We start from the raw sequence: 18,280 nt of genomic DNA on the forward strand, positions 1-18,280 counted from the left end.
GCGACAGCGATTTTTCGCCTAAAATTACCCAAAAATATAACTATACGAGAGAAGAATCGCTTTCAAATCGAAAATAGAAGCCCAAAAAATGTTAATTATCCGAAGCAAATTCCAAAATTTAGAAGAAATTTGGTGCGAATCCCCCGGGAAAATCATGTGCGCTTCACATTCGCACCACGAGGATTCCCGCTACAAAATCAACGGGCCTTCCAAATCAAGGGACTCTTTCACTCCGAAATGCTCTACCTTGCCCTTATAATTGTTGCCCAATTGGTAAAAGCGAAGGCTGTCCTGTTCCTCGTCAATCAATTCCAGCAGCTTTAATTTTAGGATTTTAAACTCCGTGGCGTCAACTACGCATTCGAATACGGAATTTTGTACGCGTTGCCCGTAGGCCTGGCATGCCTTTGAAACTTGACGCAATCGCCTTTGTCCTGCGCTGTTAACCGTACTTACATCATACGTGATGAGTACCAGCATTGAGATCACCTACTTCCACAAAAAGGGCGGGTACTCGTCCAGATCGTTGCGCAAATGACGGGCCAACAGTAAGGCTTGAACGTGCGGGACCAGCCCCCAGGAAATTTTTTCTCCCAGATACGGATGCACGATCTTCTCCTGCTTCCTGTTCTGCCATGCGGTCAGAAAGGTTTTTCTTGCCTCGTCTTTCATGATGACGGCGCCGTTTTCTTTTTTCAAAAAGTCATCCTTGCCCACGATTCTCTTGTTTATGAGCGACAGCACGAACTTGTCCGCATAGATGCTTCGCAACTCTTCCATCAAGTCCAACGCTAGCGAGACCCTGCCCGGACGGTCGCGATGCATAAAGCCGACGTATGCGTCCAGCCCGACGCCTTCCAGTGCGGACGCCATGTCGTGGGCCAATAGCGTGTAGGAGAGCGAAAGCATCGCATTCACGTTGTCCAACGGCGGCCTTCGGGAACGGGAGCGAAAAACGAAATCCTCCTTCTGCTGAAGGATCATGCGGTCGAACAGCTTGTTATAGCACACGGCCGCTTGCCCTTCGAACCCTCTCAACCGCTCCAAATCTTCGCATGATCTTGCGTCCGACAGGATGGCTGAAAGCTGGGCCGAAGCTTCTTTAAAACGATCGACGTCGATGCGCAACGGATAGTCGCGCGTCATCCTCTCGATCATCCATTTCTGGTTATAAATTTTTCCGACGATAAAATTGCTCGCGATTTTCGCGGACATTCGCTCGTCTTCCGAGATCCGGTACTGCTTTTTTCTCAGGACGACGTTGCCCTGGCTTTGCCCGACGACTCTGGCCAGAAAACGGCCGTTCATCGTCAGAAACGTCAAGGAGATATTGCGCTCCGCGCAATATCCCATGAGTGCCGGGCTGGCGCCGGTGTATCCGAAAGCGACGATTCCCTCCAGATTGTGCAGCGGCAGCCTCCCCAATTTCTCCTGATCTTTCGTCAGCACCACGTTATCGCCGTCGAGCGCCAAATAAACGTCCGGTTGGTTGACGAACAAGGTGTTCAGCAGCTTTTTCATTCCTTGATTTTCCCTTCAATATAACTTTTGACCGTCCGTTTGTTCATCATTTCGGGCAAGCAAATGGATTGAAGGGAACAACTGCGGCAGTATGCTCCTGTTTTCACTTTGGGCGTGTACCTCCGCCGGTAATAATCCTGCATTTCGGCGACGACGGCTCGGACTTTGCTTTTGAGATCGGCAGTCAACGGCACTTCGACCCGGTGCTTGATCTCGTTGTAATACAGGTAGCCCAGATTGACTTCGCACAAAAGCATCTCTTCCAGGCAAAGAGCTTGCGCGGCAAGCTGCAAGACGTCTTCTTCGCCTTTTTTCGGCTTGCCGCGCTTGTATTCGACCGGATAGGCGACGTACCTGCCTTCCGCCCCCTGGATTTCAACTCCGTTGTCGTCCCGGATAAACTCGACCACGTCGCAGATCCCGGTAACGCCGAGGCTTTCGGATTTAACAGGCATGGCGCGAACGGTCAGCTTGTCTCCCCGCTTTTCTCTCGTAAACGGTTTGTCCGCATTTCGGTGAAGATGCTGCCCTTCGACCGTTCGAACATTTTCCGCCCATTGCTGTTCGATGTGAATGAACGCCCATTGCCGTTTGCAAAATTGAAAATGCTGAATGCCCGAAAGCATCAAGTAGGAGTCTTCTTTATCGTCCATCGATCGTTTCGACTTCCAATCCTTCCAGCGGCGATACGGAAAATTTGTAATCTTCGAACGATTTCGGCTCTTCCGCGGTTTTCTCCCACTTCAGGGAGCGATGGACCTTGGCTGATGAAAATTGGCCCAATTTGGACCGGTGCTCCCACCAGTAAACCTTGTGCACTTCCATGCTGCCTTCCGGTCTGGCGGACGAAGCGTCGTTTTCGAACAAAGAGACGAGCGCTTCTTTGATCTTGAGGGCATCCTCGTTCGTGAATCCGGTTTTTTCGGCTAGTTGCGTATTGATGCTGCCATAAAAAACGTAAACGCCCGCGTCGACGCGATGCTTCATGCCCATCGTATCCGAAGAACGCTTCTCCCCCGGTTCGGAGTTGACGCTTTTCGTAATTTGCGTGCTCGTAATATCGATCGGATCGAGGCTTGTCGCAGTGTGGATCGAAACGGGCCCCCGAACCCCGACGGAAACGCCGGCCCCCGATTTATCGGCTTTAAAAGCGAACACCTGGCCGAAACTGCGAACGTCGATCCATTCCTGGCAGGCGATACGGGCAAAGTCGTCGCTCGAGCCCGTCTTCGATTTCAAAATTTTCTCCAGTTCGGCATTGCCGTCGGCCCGTTCTCTCAAGCTGTTGTAAGCATCCGACTTGCGGTCGTTCGATTGGACGAAAATCGATTCGCCCATATCCTGAAGGCGATTGCGAATTTTCCGCTTCAGCGCGACGTCCGAAATCTCGCCGTAACCGTCGTAGTTTTGGCGAGGACGGTTGCCGTTCAACGGATCTCCGTTCGGATTTGCTTTGATGACGGACAAAACGACGGCAAAATCAATTTTTCGGTCCAGTGTGCTCATTCCGATCTCTCCCTTAATTAAATGGATTGTTCGCTTGCGTCGTCCTGACTTTCTTTCTTCTGGTAGAGTTCATGCCGCTGACTGTAAAAACCGAGCAAATACAACCCGGACAACGGCTTATTGTTAAACTGATCCGGCGGGATGCGCGAGCCGATTTCGTCGATAATCTTCGACAAATAGGTCGCCTTCGTTCCCAGTCTGGCTTGATACGGCTGCAAGCTCGTTTGAATGGTCGCCCATGTCCTCGCCGGATGCCGGGAGAACGCGTTCATATAGCGGATCGCATTGGTCGCACGGCTTTCTTCGGAACCGAGCGCCCGTCTCTCCAGCACGTCGGCGACAGCAAGCAATCGGCCGAACAAATAATCGCGCTCATTGTTATGAACGTCCAGTGCCACACGCTTTTCCTCCTTTTGATTGATTAAGGCGCATGCGATGCTCAGCGTCTTTTCCCACTCCCATTTTTCCATCGACACGGGATTGGAAGCGCGGTGCAAAGCGCTGTCCACGATGTCCTTCGGGATCGCCCGCTCGTCGACGATGCAGGGCAGCATGCGCTCCATCAGCCCTTTGACGATCTTCTCGCCGGCTCTGGGACCGTAAGCTGCAAAGGCGATGTCCTTCGTAGCGGGGGCTCCGAAAAATTGAACAAATTCGCCGTTCTCGTCTTTGCGGTATCGGTGCAGCCACACGCAAGACGAATGCCACCTGATCAGCCGGTTCAGATAAAATTCCTTGTTCAAATTCCGATAGTACAGGACCGCCATGCGCCCGGTCGTAGCCGAATCGAGAACGAGAATATTCACGTTCGCATTCATCGAGGACGACAGTCGGTTGCGATACCCGCCAAGCGCCTTGCCGAACTCGTCCGCGAATTCCTTGTTCGTAAACGAGATATTCGCTTTGACGACCGTCGTCTCCGGCGACAAGGAAAAGGAATCTCCCATCGGCTCCGGGACGCCCAGGTCGTCGTTCGCCCAAACGAGAAAAACGCGTTGGTCGACGATTTTTCCCTGGCGGTTGATAAGCCATTTCAGGGCGTTATGTGCCTTCTGCGAAACTTCGTAGCTGATGCTAGCCGCCTCGTTGCCGGTTTGAAACCGTCCGCGAAACGTAAAGCCGCTTGTGTCGTTGGCCGAAATCAGTTTGGCTTTGTCTGCGGCGTTCCGGATTTTGTTGGCGTGCCGGTCGGTGCTCGGACGCTTCTCCCCGGTAACGTAGCAGTAATCTTCTTCCCCTAACCGGCGGCCGTAAAAGCGCATGAAGGAATCGTACATCTCCGGGTCCTTCCACACTTTCGTCAATACCTTGTCGGGGGAGTATACATTGAAACGAACGAACAAACTCTCGACGCCGCCGACCATGACCGAGAAGACCGGCGGTTTGGGCGTATCCGGCTTGTCCCATTTGTCGAGCAGCCGATTGTCGGCGTCGACGTAGAGAACTCGGCTCTCCACCAGATCCTGAATCAGCCTTCCTTTTCGCAAGTACCGGTAAATGCTTCTGACTTTATCGACGGCATAGGGAGATTCCGCCCATTCTCCCAATTGCTTGATGTAAGAGGGAAAAGGGTCGTCCTTCTTGATCTCGCCGCCGTAAGCGGCGAAGTCCCCCGCCACGTAACTTAATTTATCGTGGAGCGGATAGGGAGCGATCTTGGAACCGGCGCGGCTCGCCGACTCTTCGGTGCAAGGAATCAGCGTACTTGCATCGTTCTTGTCGATAACGTCCGCCCAATGAAATTCCCCGTCCTCCGTTACCTGTACTTCAATATGCGCGTTCTGGGTCGTGTGGGAGACGGGCAGCAGCGTGAATTCCTGCTCGTTGTGCCTTCTCTCGATTTGACCGACCCGATCCAGGTTCGACTCGTAGGTCTGGTACAAATTAAGCAGCCAGCTCATGGATTCACCCCCTCTTCCATCTGTGCGTACAAGTCTTCGGCCGACTCGACATTGGCGGAATCGAACCGCTTCGGCTTCATTTCGGCCACCGTTCGAACTTGCGTGCATTCCTCCGGCCGGATGAACGTAATGACGCCGTTCCTCATGACCGGATTCCACAGCCGGATCTCCATCTGGTCACGGCCGGTTTCGTCCGGGTAACTGATGCCATGCACCATCGTGCCGAAATGAAGCTCTTCGATGCCGTCGTAGACCCCTTCCCCTTCGCCAAAAACGCACGGCTCGACATAGGCCTGACATTCCCTTGTTCCGAGGAAAATGTCCCGTCGCCCGCCAGCCTGGAGCGAACGTTTGAGGATATTGTGGTGCTTGTGCTCGTTGCGGTCGAACGCCAAATCCGGTCGGTTCAGATTGAACTCGAAATGAGCGCGAACCTGATAGCGTACGTCCCTTAAATACGTGTAGTTGGCCAGCGTATTCCCTCCGCCGTACTCCATCGGACGAATCCCCTTGGATTCCATGCGGATCGGGTTCAGGATCCGGACCTCGTCAATCAGCATCTGAAGTGTAGGTTTCCAATATATGGATTCCACAATCCCTTTCAGCGCTTGGTAGGTGGGAATCTGGTAGGACAGCTTCTCCCCGCCAAGTTTCGTCAGAGGATCGGTAAACAGGGCGTACTTGCCGTAAACGACAAATTCGATGGAATTTCGCATGGAAAGGACACCTCCTTTCTGGTTTCGACATTCTTTATATCCAACTTTATCCTAAAATCCAGTCATTGTAAAATATTTACCAAATGGTCGTTATCTCACATAACGCGGATGAAAAAATCAAATGATCCCCGCAGCGAACCCGCTGTCATTGTCCGAATCGACGCCGAAGTCGCGGTTATAGGCGCCTTCTTTTAACGCCAATACCTTCCCGTCCAGCAAACCGACTAGACCGTCGTTCTGCGCCAATCGTTCTTGTTCGTGGCGGAATAAATTGACGGTATACGGCTGCGCCCTTCGCAGTAATTTTGACAGCTCCGCTATGGAAGTCCCTCCGCTAAGCTCGGCAATGACCTCCTTGCCTTCGTCGCCATATGGAACCAGAACGGAAACGGTCGGACTATCGATGACCTGAAAGCGTTCCGCCGCCGTCCGATAACTGTTCACAATAAACAAACGAAGATCGTCTCCAGCGTTGCTCTTGTAGGCCTGATAGTAAGAATTATGCTGCCTCGGCACCGTCAACAGTTCGATCGCGCTTTTGCTTAGCGCCGGGATCGGGTAATCCAGACTCGTTTCGAACTCCTTAAAAAATTCCTGAAAATATTTGCGCATCGCCTGCTGGGACAACGGGCTGCCGCCGTGAAGACTCGGATCTTTTCGCAGGTCGGCGAGAATTTTTTGAGTCTCTTTTTTGCCGACTTTAATCTCCGGCAGATGCTTCAGATTTTCCTCCGCATGGTCGATCACATACACCTTCCGGATGCCGTTTTTGCCGTGCCGGTTGCATCGGCCCGCGGCTTGCGCAATGGAGTCCAACCCCGCCAAAGAACGAATGACGCAATCGAAGCTGATGTCGACTCCGGCTTCAATCAATTGCGTGCTGACGCAAACGACTTTTTCCTCGTTCCTTAAATGCTTCCTGACGTTCTCCAAAATACGATGCCGGTGCGCCGCGCACATCGATGTGCTTAAGTGATAAAGTGGAATTTCCTCTTTCTCAAGTCTCTCGTACAGCTTTTTGACGACGCCCTTGGTATTCAGAATGACGAGCGCGCTGCGAACCTCTTGCAATTGGTCCAGGACGAATTCAGCCAATCTTTCGGTATCCAGCGCTTCCGTCGCCCGGTCGACGATTTCGACTCTTTTGAACGCGTCGATGACCCTGTTCAGATCATCGATGATCTCGGCATCGGGGTTGACCGCCAGCTTATGTTCTACGAAATCCAGGGCGGGCTGAGTAGCGGTACAAAGAATCAAACTGGTGTTGCAATAGGTTTTGAGAAAATTCAGCGCCTGGTTAAAAAGGGAGACGCAGCGAACGGGGACCTTCTGAACTTCATCGAAAATGATGACCGATTCGCTCAAGTTATGGAGCCTGCGAACGTTCCGGCTTCCCGCGGCAAAAAACACGTCCAGAAACTGCACCATCGTCGTAAATACGATCGGCGAATCCCAGTTGTCCTTGGCCAGCTTTAATTTTTGCCGCTCATTGACGATGCCGTCCTCGTGCTCGTCTTCGTCGTGCAGATCGTCGACCACGTTCGAATGATGCTCCAGAACGTGAGCGTCATCCTGCAGGATGCGGCGAACCTCTTCCGCATTTTGCTCGATGATGGTCGTATACGGAACGACATAAATAATGCGTTTTTTCCCGTATTCCTGAGCGTGCTTGAGCGCATATCGCAAACTGGCCAGCGTCTTGCCGCCTCCCGTCGGGATGGACAATGTGTAAATTCCCGAGGGCTTGGCCGCAAACCGTTCGCATTGTTCGGACATGTCCCTTCTTAATTGAGCAATCGGGTGCTGGGCGTCGTCCCGAGCGCGGAACGAATCGAGCTTCGCCATGAGCTTATCGTAATAAACCGTAAACAACGTTGTCCGGTCCGGCTTGGATTCCTCTTTTTCCCCTTCTTCAAAGATTCTCGTATTGGTCCGGTCCGCATCGATCAGCGCGCTAAATACGAACTTGGTCAAAAACATGACTTTGCTTTCGTCGGATATCGGAGAAGGTTTGGTCATGAATCCCTGCAGCTCATCCGACGCCCGGGCAACATAGGAGCGAAATTCCGTCTCGTTCATGACGTTGGCAAGGAAATGCCGTTTGGCCCGGTCGAATTCGTCCAGCTCCTTTTTCTCGACGCGCTGCAAGTAGGGGGACTCCAGATCCGGGCTCAAAAAATCGAGCAAATAGCCATGATGCGACAAAATGGCGTTGCCGACGATTTCGGCCAGAATCCAGTCGTATCGGGATGGCGCACCGGTGTGGAACATTTCAAACAGCAGCTTCCCGCCGGCGGTCGAGTGGTCCACGCTGCCGCGCTTGGGCGGGGAATCGGGGTTTTGCACCGCTTGCTGTATGTATTCTCTGAATGCATGGGTATACTTGCCCATATCGTGAAGCAATCCCGCCAGCCCCGCAATGTGCTTGATGCCAACTTTGGCTCCGAACGATTCGGCCAAAACCTTCACTTCCAGCAAATGCGCTTCTACGCTTTGAATTTTTCCGTCGCTTCCCCGGATATGTGCGATATAGTTCATTGGCACCCTCCCGACTTGTAATCGATTCTATTGATCCTAATGTACCATAGAAAATTGACAGCCGGTTGCCAGCGAACGTATGTTTCTGTAATAATTTGATTTTAAATGGGTTGTTTTGGCGGGGGACTAGTTGAGGAGGAAATTTAAAGAAGACCACTTTGGGGAATCTGATAAATTAATGGCTATTTGTAGTCACGTGGTGGATTCTATGAGCGAATTGATTACCGCGAAAAGCTTAACGACGCAACCCCTATCCAGGAATGCGGGATGCGACCTTGAGTTAGCCTTCATGCCGAGAGTCCTTTACCCTTTGGTTCCCGGGAGAAATTGCATCTCTTACGAAATCACGAATTCCTTCACAGCACCTTATCGCATCTGAAGCCATTTCATTCGTTACATCAATCCCTAAATATCTAGCCTTAATGGGATAGTCGTTCAGATCCTCGCAATATTTTCGGATTTGATCTGGAATGATCATTCCTGCTGACTCTAATTTATCTGCTATAGCTTCCAGATCGTGTGACCTAAACTCCGCAATTCCTTTATAAAACACTAGAGATTTCAAAAACTTCTCGGCAGAAAGAGATGCGGTAAATGCAACAAGTTCAGGATTAACACCGCTATCCGACACTAGTTTGGCTGCTATTAAATCTTTTTCTGCCCCTCCATACCAAACATTGTAGTCATCGCTCATAAAGTACGATTCCCTCCCTCAAAACACTTTCATAAATCGTAGACTTCCTAAAATCTTCGTTCGTACAAATAAGCAAGTCTAGATCAACTATAGGAAATTTACTTGAGTGCCGCCTTCCCGCCCGTATGTTTGAACGAATATCTTTACTATCTTCTTCTACTAAAATAAGGATATCAAAGTCGCTGCTGGCGCCTGAATCCCCGCGAGCTCTTGACCCGAACAATACGATCCTCTCAATATTTTCAGGGTCCCTCTCTGCATAAATGTCTGCTATGATTTTCGCCAACTGTAAATCTTCGGGCGAAGCTTTATTCGTACGTACTACAACCTCACCAGAACTTAGGTCAGCATAAAGATGGCCCTCTCTCAGGCCATACTCGTTAAATAGCTTTTGGAGCTTCTCCTTCATCTCCTGAGGCACCTTTTCGATTCCCATAATACCACCTCAATCCACGCATCCCATGCGGGATGCGAACTGTCTGGATAACCATTGTTTCCAAGATGCCGAGATCTCATCCACGCATCCCACGGGAGGGTGCGACTATCTTTATTATATAATTATATACTCGCGTAAGCATAAAGTATTTCAATCCACGCATCCCATGCGGGATGCGACCAAGAAGCGTTATCCGAACTTCGACGTTAGTGCCATTTCAATCCACGCATCCCATGCGGGATGCGACATAGTCGTTACTTTTGCCATGGGGCTGCCTCCTCAATTTCAATCCACGCATCCCATGCGGGATGCGACGCGGCAACGCAGCAAGTGGCTCCTATCATCGAAATTTCAATCCACGCATCCCATGCGGGATGCGACTTGAGGCAGACACCGAACTTGCCCGGCTGAGACTTATTTCAATCCACGCATCCCATGCGGGATGCGACCGGCGCTCGGTTGACCAACTCTTGCCCCATCGCCGATTTCAATCCACGCATCCCATGCGGGATGCGACACAAGAAATCTTTAAAGTCCTGCCGCTCGGATGGGATTTCAATCCACGCATCCCATGCGGGATGCGACTCAAAACGGGAATCCGGTGGCGACTAGATATTATATTTCAATCCACGCATCCCATGCGGGATGCGACAATTTCAAACTATTGTTAAGTGATGGGAACGAGATTTCAATCCACGCATCCCATACGGAATGCGACTAATGTGCTTGGTTACAACGTTTATATCGACGGCTTATTTCAATCCACGCATCCCATACGGAATGCGACGTTGCATACCGTCTACGGTTACAAAGGCGGCTTGCATTTCAATCCACGCATCCCATACGGAATGCGACACCCATGCTAATGTCATATTAAGCATGATAAACCGGATTTCAATCCACGCATCCCATACGGAATGCGACCAACTCCGGCGGCTCGATTACTTTATCATCGACAGATTTCAATCCACGCATCCCATACGGAATGCGACCAGCGTCCCTCCCAATATTTCGTGTACCGGAAAATTTCAATCCACGCATCCCATACGGAATGCGACCCGGACGGCAACGCATACGGACCGGACGACATCCATTTCAATCCACGCATCCCATACGGAATGCGACAAAGGATGGCATCAAATACGTGCAAGTCGGGCCATTTCAATCCACGCATCCCATACGGAATGCGACTCCACGCCCGCGCATGGCGGGCGAACTACTTGTAATTTCAATCCACGCATCCCATACGGAATGCGACAACCTTCTGGGAACGTTTAGACCACACCATAGACATTTCAATCCACGCATCCCATACGGAATGCGACTGTAACTGCTGCTGACGCTTGTTTTCCTCTGCGGCAAATTTCAATCCACGCATCCCATACGGAATGCGACGAGAGCCTTTCTTTACATACGTGTATCCGATGACATTTCAATCCACGCATCCCATACGGAATGCGACTTGACTTTCTTCGGTACGGCACGTACCGGTTCTTTTGTATTTCAATCCACGCATCCCATACGGAATGCGACATTGGATGATGTCCACGGAATTTCGACCTCTCGGGTATTTCAATCCACGCATCCCATACGGAATGCGACGCGATACGGACAAAGACGTGTATCAATACCAAGGGCAAATTTCAATCCACGCATCCCATACGGAATGCGACGGGACAATGCTACTTTGTCCCCTTCAAGGACAACAAATTTCAATCCACGCATCCCATACGGAATGCGACCACGCACTGATGTCGTCAAACCCTGAATATGTTATTTCAATCCACGCATCCCATACGGAATGCGACTCCGTTCATCCGCCTTCTCGTCTCCCGCAATTGCTATTTCAATCCACGCATCCCATACGGAATGCGACAGCGATTTTTCGCCTAATATTCCCCAAAAATACATGTATTCGTGAATATAATGGCGCTATTATCGCAAATATAAAGCCAAATAGTGTGAATCCACCAGTCGGATATCCAAATTTTTGCAGAAATTTGGTGCGAATCCCCCGGGAAAATCATGTGCGCTTCACATTCGCACCACAAGATATGTACGGCTCTGAACGAGCCAAAAAAATAAAACCGATGCTCTATTTTAGCGTTTCGTGTCATCGAACGTCAACAAAGCCTTTTCCCTTTTGATGCATCTAAACCGGAAAAAAGAAGCGTTCAATCCACCTTGAACCGATACCCCGCCCCCAGACGGTGTCGATGTACGAGGGACTCGCCGGAACCGACTCCAGCTTCTCGCGGATTTTGCGAATATGGACGGTCACCGTGGAGCTGTCGCCGTTCGCTTCCAGCCCCCAAACCTTCTCGAACAGCTCTTCCTTGTGAAAAACCCGATTCGGATGCTCCGCCAAAAAAGCGAGCAAGTCGAACTCTTTGGTCGTCAATAATATTTCATCGCCGTTCACGAATACGCGTCGGGCGTTTTTGTCGATTTTGAGGCCCCGGATGGCGATTTCCGCCCGGCGGCTTTCCGCCGGCTTCGCCAGCCGCTCATAGCGGGACAGGTGCGCCTTTACGCGCGCCACCAGCTCGCCCGGGCTGAACGGCTTCGTCATGTAGTCGTCGGCGCCGAGGCCGAGGCCGCGGATTTTATCGATATCCTCCGTCCGGGCGGACAGCATGATGATCGGAATTTCCCGTTCCGCCCGAAGGCGGCGGCAAATTTCGAAGCCGTCCATGCCCGGAAGCATCAGATCGAGAATGACGAGATCGTAACGGCCGTTCAGCGCCTCGCGCAGTCCGCCGTCCCCCGTATGCTCCATCGTAACCGAGTAACCGCCGATTTCCAGGTAATCCCTTTGCAATTCGGCGATGCTCGTATCGTCCTCAATGATCAGAATGCGCTGCATCGTTCATCCGCCCTTCCGTCCCGTTTGCCGATCCCGCTCCCGGCTTCGGCAGCGAGAAATAGATCGAGGTCCCCTGACCCGGCGCGCTCCGCGCCTCCACCCGGCCGCCGTGGCCTTCGATAATTTGCTTGACGATGGCAAGCCCCAGTCCGCTGCCTCCCTGATCCGAATTGCGCGCCGGGTCCGCCCGGTAAAACCGGTCGAAAATATGCGGCAGCGCCTCGGGTTCGATTCCGCGCCCGTTGTCCTCCACCTGAACGACGAGCCAGTTGCCGGCGTCGCCAACCTTGATGCGGATCAGGCCCGGATTTTTGTCCATATATTTCGCGGCGTTTTCCAGAATGTTCGTAACCGCCCGCTTCAGATGGCTCCGGTCCGCGGGAACGCGCAGCGTCTCCAATTCGTCCGGAACGGCCAGCCGGCACTCGATTCCCCGCTTCTCCAGGTCGATCGCCATCGCGTCCGCGCATTCCCGCAGCAGGGCCGCGATCTCGACCGGCTCGAATTGAAAAGACAGACGGTTCAAGTCCAGCTTGGAAAACAGGAAAAGCTCGTCGATCAGACGGTCCATTTGCTGCGTTTTGGTGTGGATCGTCCGCAAGTAGCGGTCCAGTTTTTCCGGCGTGTCGGCGACTCCGTCGAAGATTCCCTCGACATACCCCTTGATCGAAGAGATCGGCGTTTTCAAATCGTGGGAAATGTTCGCGATCAGCTCTTTGCGATTGTTTTCGTACTGCATTTGCAAATCGACCGATTGCTTCAGCCTTCTGCGCATATCGTCGAACGACCGGCTCAAATCGCCGAATTCGTCCCGGCCGGACGTATCAATGCTTACGGCGAGATTGCCCTCCTTCATTTCCTTCGTGGCCCGCATCAGCTCGCGCAGCGGCCGGATGATGCTGCGGGAGACGAAATAGGTCAGGAAACCGTTCGTCAGCACGAAAATCACGAGCATGGCCAGGAACAGCCAGGGAACGGATTCGCCCAGGAAATCGGCCAGAAAGTCCCCGAACACATACAGGTCCATGACGACAAAAGCGCTCCCCTCCCGGCCGTCCGCAAAAGGGATCGTGATCTGGTCGAACAGCAGCCAGCCGTCCAGGATAAGCATGCGGCTCTCGACGGTATCGGCGGCCAGCTTTTCGAGCAGCTTCGGAAGCCGCGCCGGTTCCGGCTCGTATTCGAGGGACGGCGATACGAACGCGGGCTCCCCGCCCCGCACGACCACAAGCCCCATATTGATCTGCCCGAGCCGGTCGTCCAGCTCCTGTTGCGTCGCGGGCGCCAGCATCCGGGACGGATCGGTTTCCGCGTGCTCCCGGATGTCCGACACGACCGCTCCCTCTTGCCGCAAAATGGCCTGCACCGGATTGCCCTCGTACCGATCGAGCCGGTAAACCGAACCGAAATGCTCGGCGAACGAGCCCAGCATAATGAGCAGCGCAAAGCCCGACAGCAGCAAAGGCACGGCCAGCATGAGCAGATAGGACAGCAGAAGCCGCAACCGAATCGACATGTTTTCCAACCCCTATAACTCTTTCTTGTCGAACAGAACGTAACCGGCCGTAAAAAAAATCAGCCCCCATGCCGCGAGCAAAGCGAAGATGCCGGTCAACTGCGGCCATGCCGTCGGGCCGTCCGTCCACAGAAGGTGCCAGTCGGTATAGTGTACCGGCAAATAGGCGGACACGGCAGGCACCAGCAGCACGCTAAGCTTCAGCAGCGCGTACAGGACGATGAGAACGGCCAACGCGCCCGTCGTATTTTTAAAAAGCTGGGCCACGAAACCGGCCATCGCGCCGAGCACCGTCATCGGCAGCACCGATGCGGCAAAAGCCGTCGCCGTCGGCAAAATGCCGGCCGCCCAATCTTCCCTCCCCTGCAGCAGCAAGGCCGAAATCAGCGAAAAAAGGAGACCGACAGCCGTATACAAACACACCGAGAGGAAAATCGCGCCGATCTTCGCCGCGTACAGACGAAACCGGTCGACCGGCCGCGTCAGCGCCGTTTTCAGCGTTCCCGCCTCCGCTTCGCCCGTAAACAGGTCGACGGCGGTCATGAACGCAATCAGCGGCAGCAGAAACGAAGTGAACAGCCAGAGCACGCGCATCGGCAAATCGCCCGCGCCGACGAAGGCAAGGCCGTAGCCGGCCTGCACCCGGTCCAGCGTCAACGCCGCGCCGACCGGAACGAGCAGGCAGAGCGCCAGGAAAAACAGCGATTTTCGGCGCAGGGCGAGCTTGAACATCTCGTTGACCAGGCTTGCTTTCAGGGCATGCATACGTTTTCCACGCTCCTTTCGTGCCGAATCCGCTCCAGAAAATAGGCTTCCAGGGAACCGGCTTCGGCCAGCAGCTCCGGCATGGCGCCTTCCGCGATCATATTCCCTTTATACAGGATTCCAACCCGGTTGCATAGCGTTTCCATCTCGTGAACGAGGTGGCTGGACAGGAAAAACGTAATTTTCTCCTCCCGGGCCAGCCGGCGCATCAGCTCGCGCATGTCCGCCATGCTTTCGATGTCGAGCCCGTTCGTCGGCTCGTCGAGAATAAGCAGTTCCGGCCGGGACAGCAAGGCGCTTGCAAGGCCCAGCTTCTGCTTCATGCCGAGCGAGAAGTTTCCGACCTTTTCCTTGGCATAGGGGGCAAGCCCGGTCAGCTCCAGCACTTCCCCGATCCGGGACCGCCCGATCTCCGGGTAATATCGCAGCGCCAGCTCCAGGTTCCGGCAGGCGCTCATATAGTCATAAGCCGCCGGCGCCTCGATCATCGTTCCCGTGCGCTTCATCGCTTGCTCGTAACGCTCGGCCACGTCATTGCCGAACAGCACGGCCGTTCCGCGATCCGCCCGGCTCAGCCGGACGATCGCCTTCATCGCCGTCGTCTTCCCCGAGCCGTTCGGCCCGAAAAATCCGTAAATGTCGCCCCTTCGAACCTGAAGCGACACATTTTCGATGCCGCGCCCGTTGCGGTATTTTTTCGTCAGTCCCTTTAGTTCCAACACGATTTCGTCCCGGGGCTCCGTCAAGTTTCCGTTCACTTCGCTCGCCTCCTCTTATCCTCAAAGCTCGTTATATCTGCAGCCTGATTAGGTCTACAGCCTGCGCCCGGCCGGAAAGAGGAGAGAAGCTTTCGCTTCCGTCCTCTGTTTCCTCTGCGCCGCAGCGGGGATTTCCGGCCGCGCCGGTATCGTTACGCACCGCGCGCGCCGGCTCCCGGCACGCGGTGTTTCGCTGCATGGCGGCGGTCGGCCGCTTACGCAAACCGGAGTCAGGGCTGCTTCGTTCCGAACCCTTAGTCGTTATCGCGATCCGGAATGACTTCCACGTTTTTTCCCGTCAAATCGATCTTGTCCGGCACCGTGCTGTTGATGTCCGTCGTATCGAGCGCCAGGTCCAAAACGACCGTATGCTCCTTTCCGTCCGCATCCTTGCCGGAGTACGAGATGGCGATATCGTGCTCCGTAATGCCATAGTCGGGATCGGCCACCGCGTTCATCACGATGCTGTCGATCCGGACGTCGGACGAAAGCTCCGGCAATTGGCCGACGACGCGCTCCCACTCGTCGAACGCCTCGTCGCCCGGCTCGCCGTCCTTCGGTTCCTCTTCGTCGTAACGCGACATTTCCGTGATCAGCAGCGAGCCGACGGCGTTGACCGCGGCCGGAATGCGGCTTCCGGTCAGCTCCACCCGTATGTTGGACGTATCGCCGACTCCCGGCGTCTCCACGAAATACTGCTTCATGTTGCCGACCAGCGCGTCGATGACGTTTTCCGTCGTTTGGCTTATTTCGGTCGCCTGATCCTTCCATTCCTCGCGGTCTTCGGTCTCGCCCTCTTCGGAGTCGTCGCTGACGTAATACGTCTCGCTTCCGGCCGATTTCAGCACCGTCCGTTCCCCTATTCCGTACGCCTCGTAACGCTCCTCGCCGTTCAGGCCGCTTACCTCGACAATCGCGCTCGTCGCATCGGACGCGTCGTCGCTTTTGATGACCGAGCGCACGTCCAGCAGCTTCGAACCGTTGTCCGTCAGCGTCACGTTTACCAGCCGCGTTTCGTTCGATTGGGTCGCCGTCTGGCGGAGCGCTTCCTTGTACGTGTCGTAACCCGGCGTGCCGCCGACTCCGGCGAATGCCGTCGATACGATCATCAAGCTCCCTACCGCCAAACCTGCGCCAATCCATCCCGTTTTTTTCTTCATTTTCGATTTCCTCCTTAAATGTTGTGCGGAAAGGTTTTTCGCTTCCCATGACTTCATCGTAAAGGAGGTTCCGAAACTGCCGATAAACCGCTCATTAAAAGAGGAGAAACAATTTATTAAGAAAAGATTAATTGGGGGGATCAAAAAAGGCGAGCAACTGTTGGTGCCACATCCGCTCCGGCAGCGCCGTTATCCCGCCATGTAGTGCACGGGGTGCACCACATCCGCTCCGGCAGCGCCGCTTTCCCGCCATGTAGCGCACGGGGTGCACCACATCCGCTCCGGCAGCGCCGTTATCCCGCCATGTAGCGCACGGGGTGCACCACATCCGCTCCGGCAGCGCCGCTTTCCCGCCATGTAGCGCATGGGGTGCACCACATCCGCTCCGGCAGCGCCGCTTTCCCGCCATGTAGCGCACGGGGTGCACTACATCCGCTCCGGCAGCGCCGTTATCCCGCCATGTAGCGCACGGGGTGCACCACATCCGCTCCGGCAGCGCCGTTATCCCGCCATGTAGTGCACGGGGTGCACCACATCCGCTCCGGCAGCGCCGTTATCCCGCCATGTAGTGCACGGGGTTCACCACATCCGCTCCGGCAGCGCCGAAGTCTCTGCCTCGAACGCCTGCGCGGACTTACAAAAAAAGGCCGAAACCCGCGCGAACCGCGGGCCGGCCGTCGTTCCGGGATAAAGCCGCTAGGCGTTTTCCCACTTCTCTTTGAAAAACAGCTGGTACGCTTTGACCGCCAAAATTTTCACGATCATGTAGCAGGGGATGATGATGAGCATGCCGATAATCCCGGCCAGGTCGCTTCCGATGAGAACGAGCACGATCGTCGTCAGCGGGTGAATGTCCAGCTGCTTGCCGTAAATGTACGGCGCGATCAGATTGTCCTGGATTTGCTGGGCGAGCAGGATGATCACCAGCGACCAGAGCGCGATCGTAGGCGATTCGATGAGCCCGATGATGACGATCGGAATCGCCGACAGGAACGCTCCGACGAACGGAATGAAATTCAAAATGATGGCGATGACCGTGAGCAGCAGCGCGTACGGCAGGTCGATCAGGATAAATCCGATAAACATGAGCACGCCGAGCGCCAGATTGGCGATAACCCTGCCGATAATATAGCCGCTCAAGGCGTTGTCGATGTCGCCGACGACTTCGGCGGCATCGCCTTGAAATCGCTTGGGCACGGATCGGACGATCGCTTTGCCGAACTTGCCGCCTTCTTTTAACTGATAAAACAGAATCACCGGAAAAATAAACAGAATGACGGCAATGTTGGAAATGACGGATATCAGGCTGGTGACGTAATCCGTCAGGAAGGTGAACCCTTTGTTCAAATACTCGGTCACCTGGGAGATCACGCTCGTCCCTTCCGGGATGAGCCCCGAGAACGCTTCGTTTTGCTCCCATTCCTGCAGCTGCCTGCTTAAAGCGTTGAACAAATCCGGCGCGCTTTCGACCAGATTGACGAGCTGCTCGCGAAGCGACGGCCAAACGCCGACGATGAACCCCGCCAAAATGAGGGCGATCACCAAATAAATGAGCAATATCGCGGCCGTCCGGTTCATTTTGTTCCGGGCGAGAAAGTCGACGACGGGCCTTAGCAGGTAGTAGAAAAAAGCGGACAGCATCAACGGAACGGTAATGACGGTAAAAAGCGAAATCACGGGCTTGAAAATGAAATCGACCTTCGACCCCAAATAAAGGATCACAAGCAGCATAATGATGCCGAAGCCCAATTGCGAAAACTTTGAAAGTTTGATCATCCTATTCCCCCGTCATCTCCATATGTCCTGTTCCTATCATACAGGTCATTCCATTTACGTGTCGACCAAAGCTGCGGTTACATTAGTTTTAGCCAAAAAAAATCCCGATGACACCCGCGGTCATCAG

The 18,280-nt window shown here is 53.9% G+C and carries 14 protein-coding genes, 1 pseudogene and 2 CRISPR repeat arrays (1 of these 17 cut by a window edge); all 15 genes and pseudogenes read right to left on the reverse strand.

The window, feature by feature from the left end; translation table 11 throughout:
- A CRISPR array of direct repeats spans window positions 1-5; the repeat unit is 33 nt (it extends 639 nt beyond the left edge of the window).
- A gap of 184 nt (window positions 6-189) precedes the next feature.
- The 15 genes and pseudogenes from cas2 to JW799_RS03530 all read right to left on the reverse strand — a co-directional run bounded on the left by cas2 (window position 190) and on the right by JW799_RS03530 (window position 18,153).
- The gene (cas2, locus tag JW799_RS03460) at window positions 190-480 is read right to left on the reverse strand and encodes a CRISPR-associated endonuclease Cas2 (RefSeq protein ID WP_080835816.1); all 291 of its coding nucleotides are present in this window, start codon (window positions 478-480) and stop codon (window positions 190-192) included.
- Between the two features lie 9 nt (window positions 481-489).
- Entirely contained in the window at window positions 490-1,521 is a 1,032-nt protein-coding gene (gene cas1c, locus JW799_RS03465) for a type I-C CRISPR-associated endonuclease Cas1c (RefSeq protein ID WP_205428683.1), read from the reverse strand.
- Window positions 1,518-2,174: a CRISPR-associated protein Cas4 gene (gene cas4 / locus JW799_RS03470; protein WP_205428686.1), complete on the reverse strand. Its 657-nt coding sequence runs from the start codon at window positions 2,172-2,174 to the stop codon at window positions 1,518-1,520. The genes cas1c and cas4 overlap by 4 nt, the downstream gene beginning before the upstream one ends.
- Window positions 2,164-3,027, reverse strand: a complete 864-nt coding sequence (gene cas7c / locus JW799_RS03475; protein WP_080835807.1) for a type I-C CRISPR-associated protein Cas7/Csd2 — start codon at window positions 3,025-3,027, stop codon at window positions 2,164-2,166. Before cas7c ends, cas4 begins: the two co-directional genes overlap by 11 nt.
- Before the next feature lie 17 nt (window positions 3,028-3,044).
- Complete coding sequence (cas8c, locus tag JW799_RS03480) at window positions 3,045-4,928, reverse strand: type I-C CRISPR-associated protein Cas8c/Csd1 (protein WP_205428689.1); 1,884 nt, start codon at window positions 4,926-4,928, stop codon at window positions 3,045-3,047.
- Window positions 4,925-5,644, reverse strand: coding sequence for a type I-C CRISPR-associated protein Cas5c (cas5c, locus tag JW799_RS03485; RefSeq protein WP_080835801.1), 720 nt, complete (start codon window positions 5,642-5,644; stop codon window positions 4,925-4,927). The genes cas8c and cas5c overlap by 4 nt, the downstream gene beginning before the upstream one ends.
- A 117-nt stretch (window positions 5,645-5,761) precedes the next feature.
- A complete protein-coding gene (locus JW799_RS03490) occupies window positions 5,762-8,182 on the reverse strand; it encodes a CRISPR-associated helicase/endonuclease Cas3 (protein ID WP_080835798.1) in 2,421 nt (806 codons plus the stop codon).
- Window positions 8,183-8,462: 280 nt separating this feature from the next.
- On the reverse strand, window positions 8,463-8,876 hold the full coding sequence (locus JW799_RS03495; protein ID WP_080835795.1) for a HEPN domain-containing protein: 414 nt from the start codon (window positions 8,874-8,876) through the stop codon (window positions 8,463-8,465).
- Window positions 8,866-9,312 (reverse strand): nucleotidyltransferase domain-containing protein, encoded by a 447-nt coding sequence (locus JW799_RS03500; RefSeq protein WP_080835792.1) that lies wholly within the window; start codon window positions 9,310-9,312, stop codon window positions 8,866-8,868. Before JW799_RS03500 ends, JW799_RS03495 begins: the two co-directional genes overlap by 11 nt.
- Before the next feature lie 147 nt (window positions 9,313-9,459).
- A CRISPR array of direct repeats spans window positions 9,460-11,188; the repeat unit is 33 nt; unit sequence ATTTCAATCCACGCATCCCATACGGAATGCGAC.
- A gap of 298 nt (window positions 11,189-11,486) precedes the next feature.
- Window positions 11,487-12,178 (reverse strand): annotated as a pseudogene (locus tag JW799_RS03505) (response regulator transcription factor).
- Window positions 12,156-13,694, reverse strand: a complete 1,539-nt coding sequence (locus JW799_RS03510; protein WP_205428692.1) for a sensor histidine kinase — start codon at window positions 13,692-13,694, stop codon at window positions 12,156-12,158. The pseudogene JW799_RS03505 and the gene JW799_RS03510 overlap by 23 nt, the downstream one beginning before the upstream one ends.
- Window positions 13,695-13,706: 12 nt before the next feature.
- Window positions 13,707-14,459, reverse strand: coding sequence for an ABC transporter permease (locus JW799_RS03515; RefSeq protein WP_205428693.1), 753 nt, complete (start codon window positions 14,457-14,459; stop codon window positions 13,707-13,709).
- The gene (locus tag JW799_RS03520; protein ID WP_245809729.1) at window positions 14,447-15,217 is read right to left on the reverse strand and encodes an ABC transporter ATP-binding protein; all 771 of its coding nucleotides are present in this window, start codon (window positions 15,215-15,217) and stop codon (window positions 14,447-14,449) included. Before JW799_RS03520 ends, JW799_RS03515 begins: the two co-directional genes overlap by 13 nt.
- 254 nt (window positions 15,218-15,471) lie before the next feature.
- Window positions 15,472-16,377, reverse strand: coding sequence for a hypothetical protein (locus tag JW799_RS03525; protein ID WP_080835786.1), 906 nt, complete (start codon window positions 16,375-16,377; stop codon window positions 15,472-15,474).
- Between the two features lie 696 nt (window positions 16,378-17,073).
- Window positions 17,074-18,153, reverse strand: coding sequence for an AI-2E family transporter (locus JW799_RS03530; RefSeq protein WP_205428694.1), 1,080 nt, complete (start codon window positions 18,151-18,153; stop codon window positions 17,074-17,076).
- Window positions 18,154-18,280 lie beyond the last annotated feature (127 nt).

This window comes from Cohnella algarum (assembly GCF_016937515.1).
GTDB lineage: Bacteria > Bacillota > Bacilli > Paenibacillales > Paenibacillaceae > Cohnella > Cohnella algarum.

Coding starts and splice junctions, on each gene's coding strand:
- cas2 (WP_080835816.1), bottom strand. CDS start 480: ATGCTGGTACTCATCACGTATGATGTAAGTACGGTTAACAGCGCAGGA.
- cas1c (WP_205428683.1), bottom strand. CDS start 1,521: ATGAAAAAGCTGCTGAACACCTTGTTCGTCAACCAACCGGACGTTTAT.
- cas4 (WP_205428686.1), bottom strand. CDS start 2,174: ATGGACGATAAAGAAGACTCCTACTTGATGCTTTCGGGCATTCAGCAT.
- cas7c (WP_080835807.1), bottom strand. CDS start 3,027: ATGAGCACACTGGACCGAAAAATTGATTTTGCCGTCGTTTTGTCCGTC.
- cas8c (WP_205428689.1), bottom strand. CDS start 4,928: ATGAGCTGGCTGCTTAATTTGTACCAGACCTACGAGTCGAACCTGGAT.
- cas5c (WP_080835801.1), bottom strand. CDS start 5,644: ATGCGAAATTCCATCGAATTTGTCGTTTACGGCAAGTACGCCCTGTTT.
- JW799_RS03490 (WP_080835798.1), bottom strand. CDS start 8,182: ATGAACTATATCGCACATATCCGGGGAAGCGACGGAAAAATTCAAAGC.
- JW799_RS03495 (WP_080835795.1), bottom strand. CDS start 8,876: ATGAGCGATGACTACAATGTTTGGTATGGAGGGGCAGAAAAAGATTTA.
- JW799_RS03500 (WP_080835792.1), bottom strand. CDS start 9,312: ATGGGAATCGAAAAGGTGCCTCAGGAGATGAAGGAGAAGCTCCAAAAG.
- JW799_RS03510 (WP_205428692.1), bottom strand. CDS start 13,694: ATGTCGATTCGGTTGCGGCTTCTGCTGTCCTATCTGCTCATGCTGGCC.
- JW799_RS03515 (WP_205428693.1), bottom strand. CDS start 14,459: ATGCATGCCCTGAAAGCAAGCCTGGTCAACGAGATGTTCAAGCTCGCC.
- JW799_RS03525 (WP_080835786.1), bottom strand. CDS start 16,377: ATGAAGAAAAAAACGGGATGGATTGGCGCAGGTTTGGCGGTAGGGAGC.
- JW799_RS03530 (WP_205428694.1), bottom strand. CDS start 18,153: ATGATCAAACTTTCAAAGTTTTCGCAATTGGGCTTCGGCATCATTATG.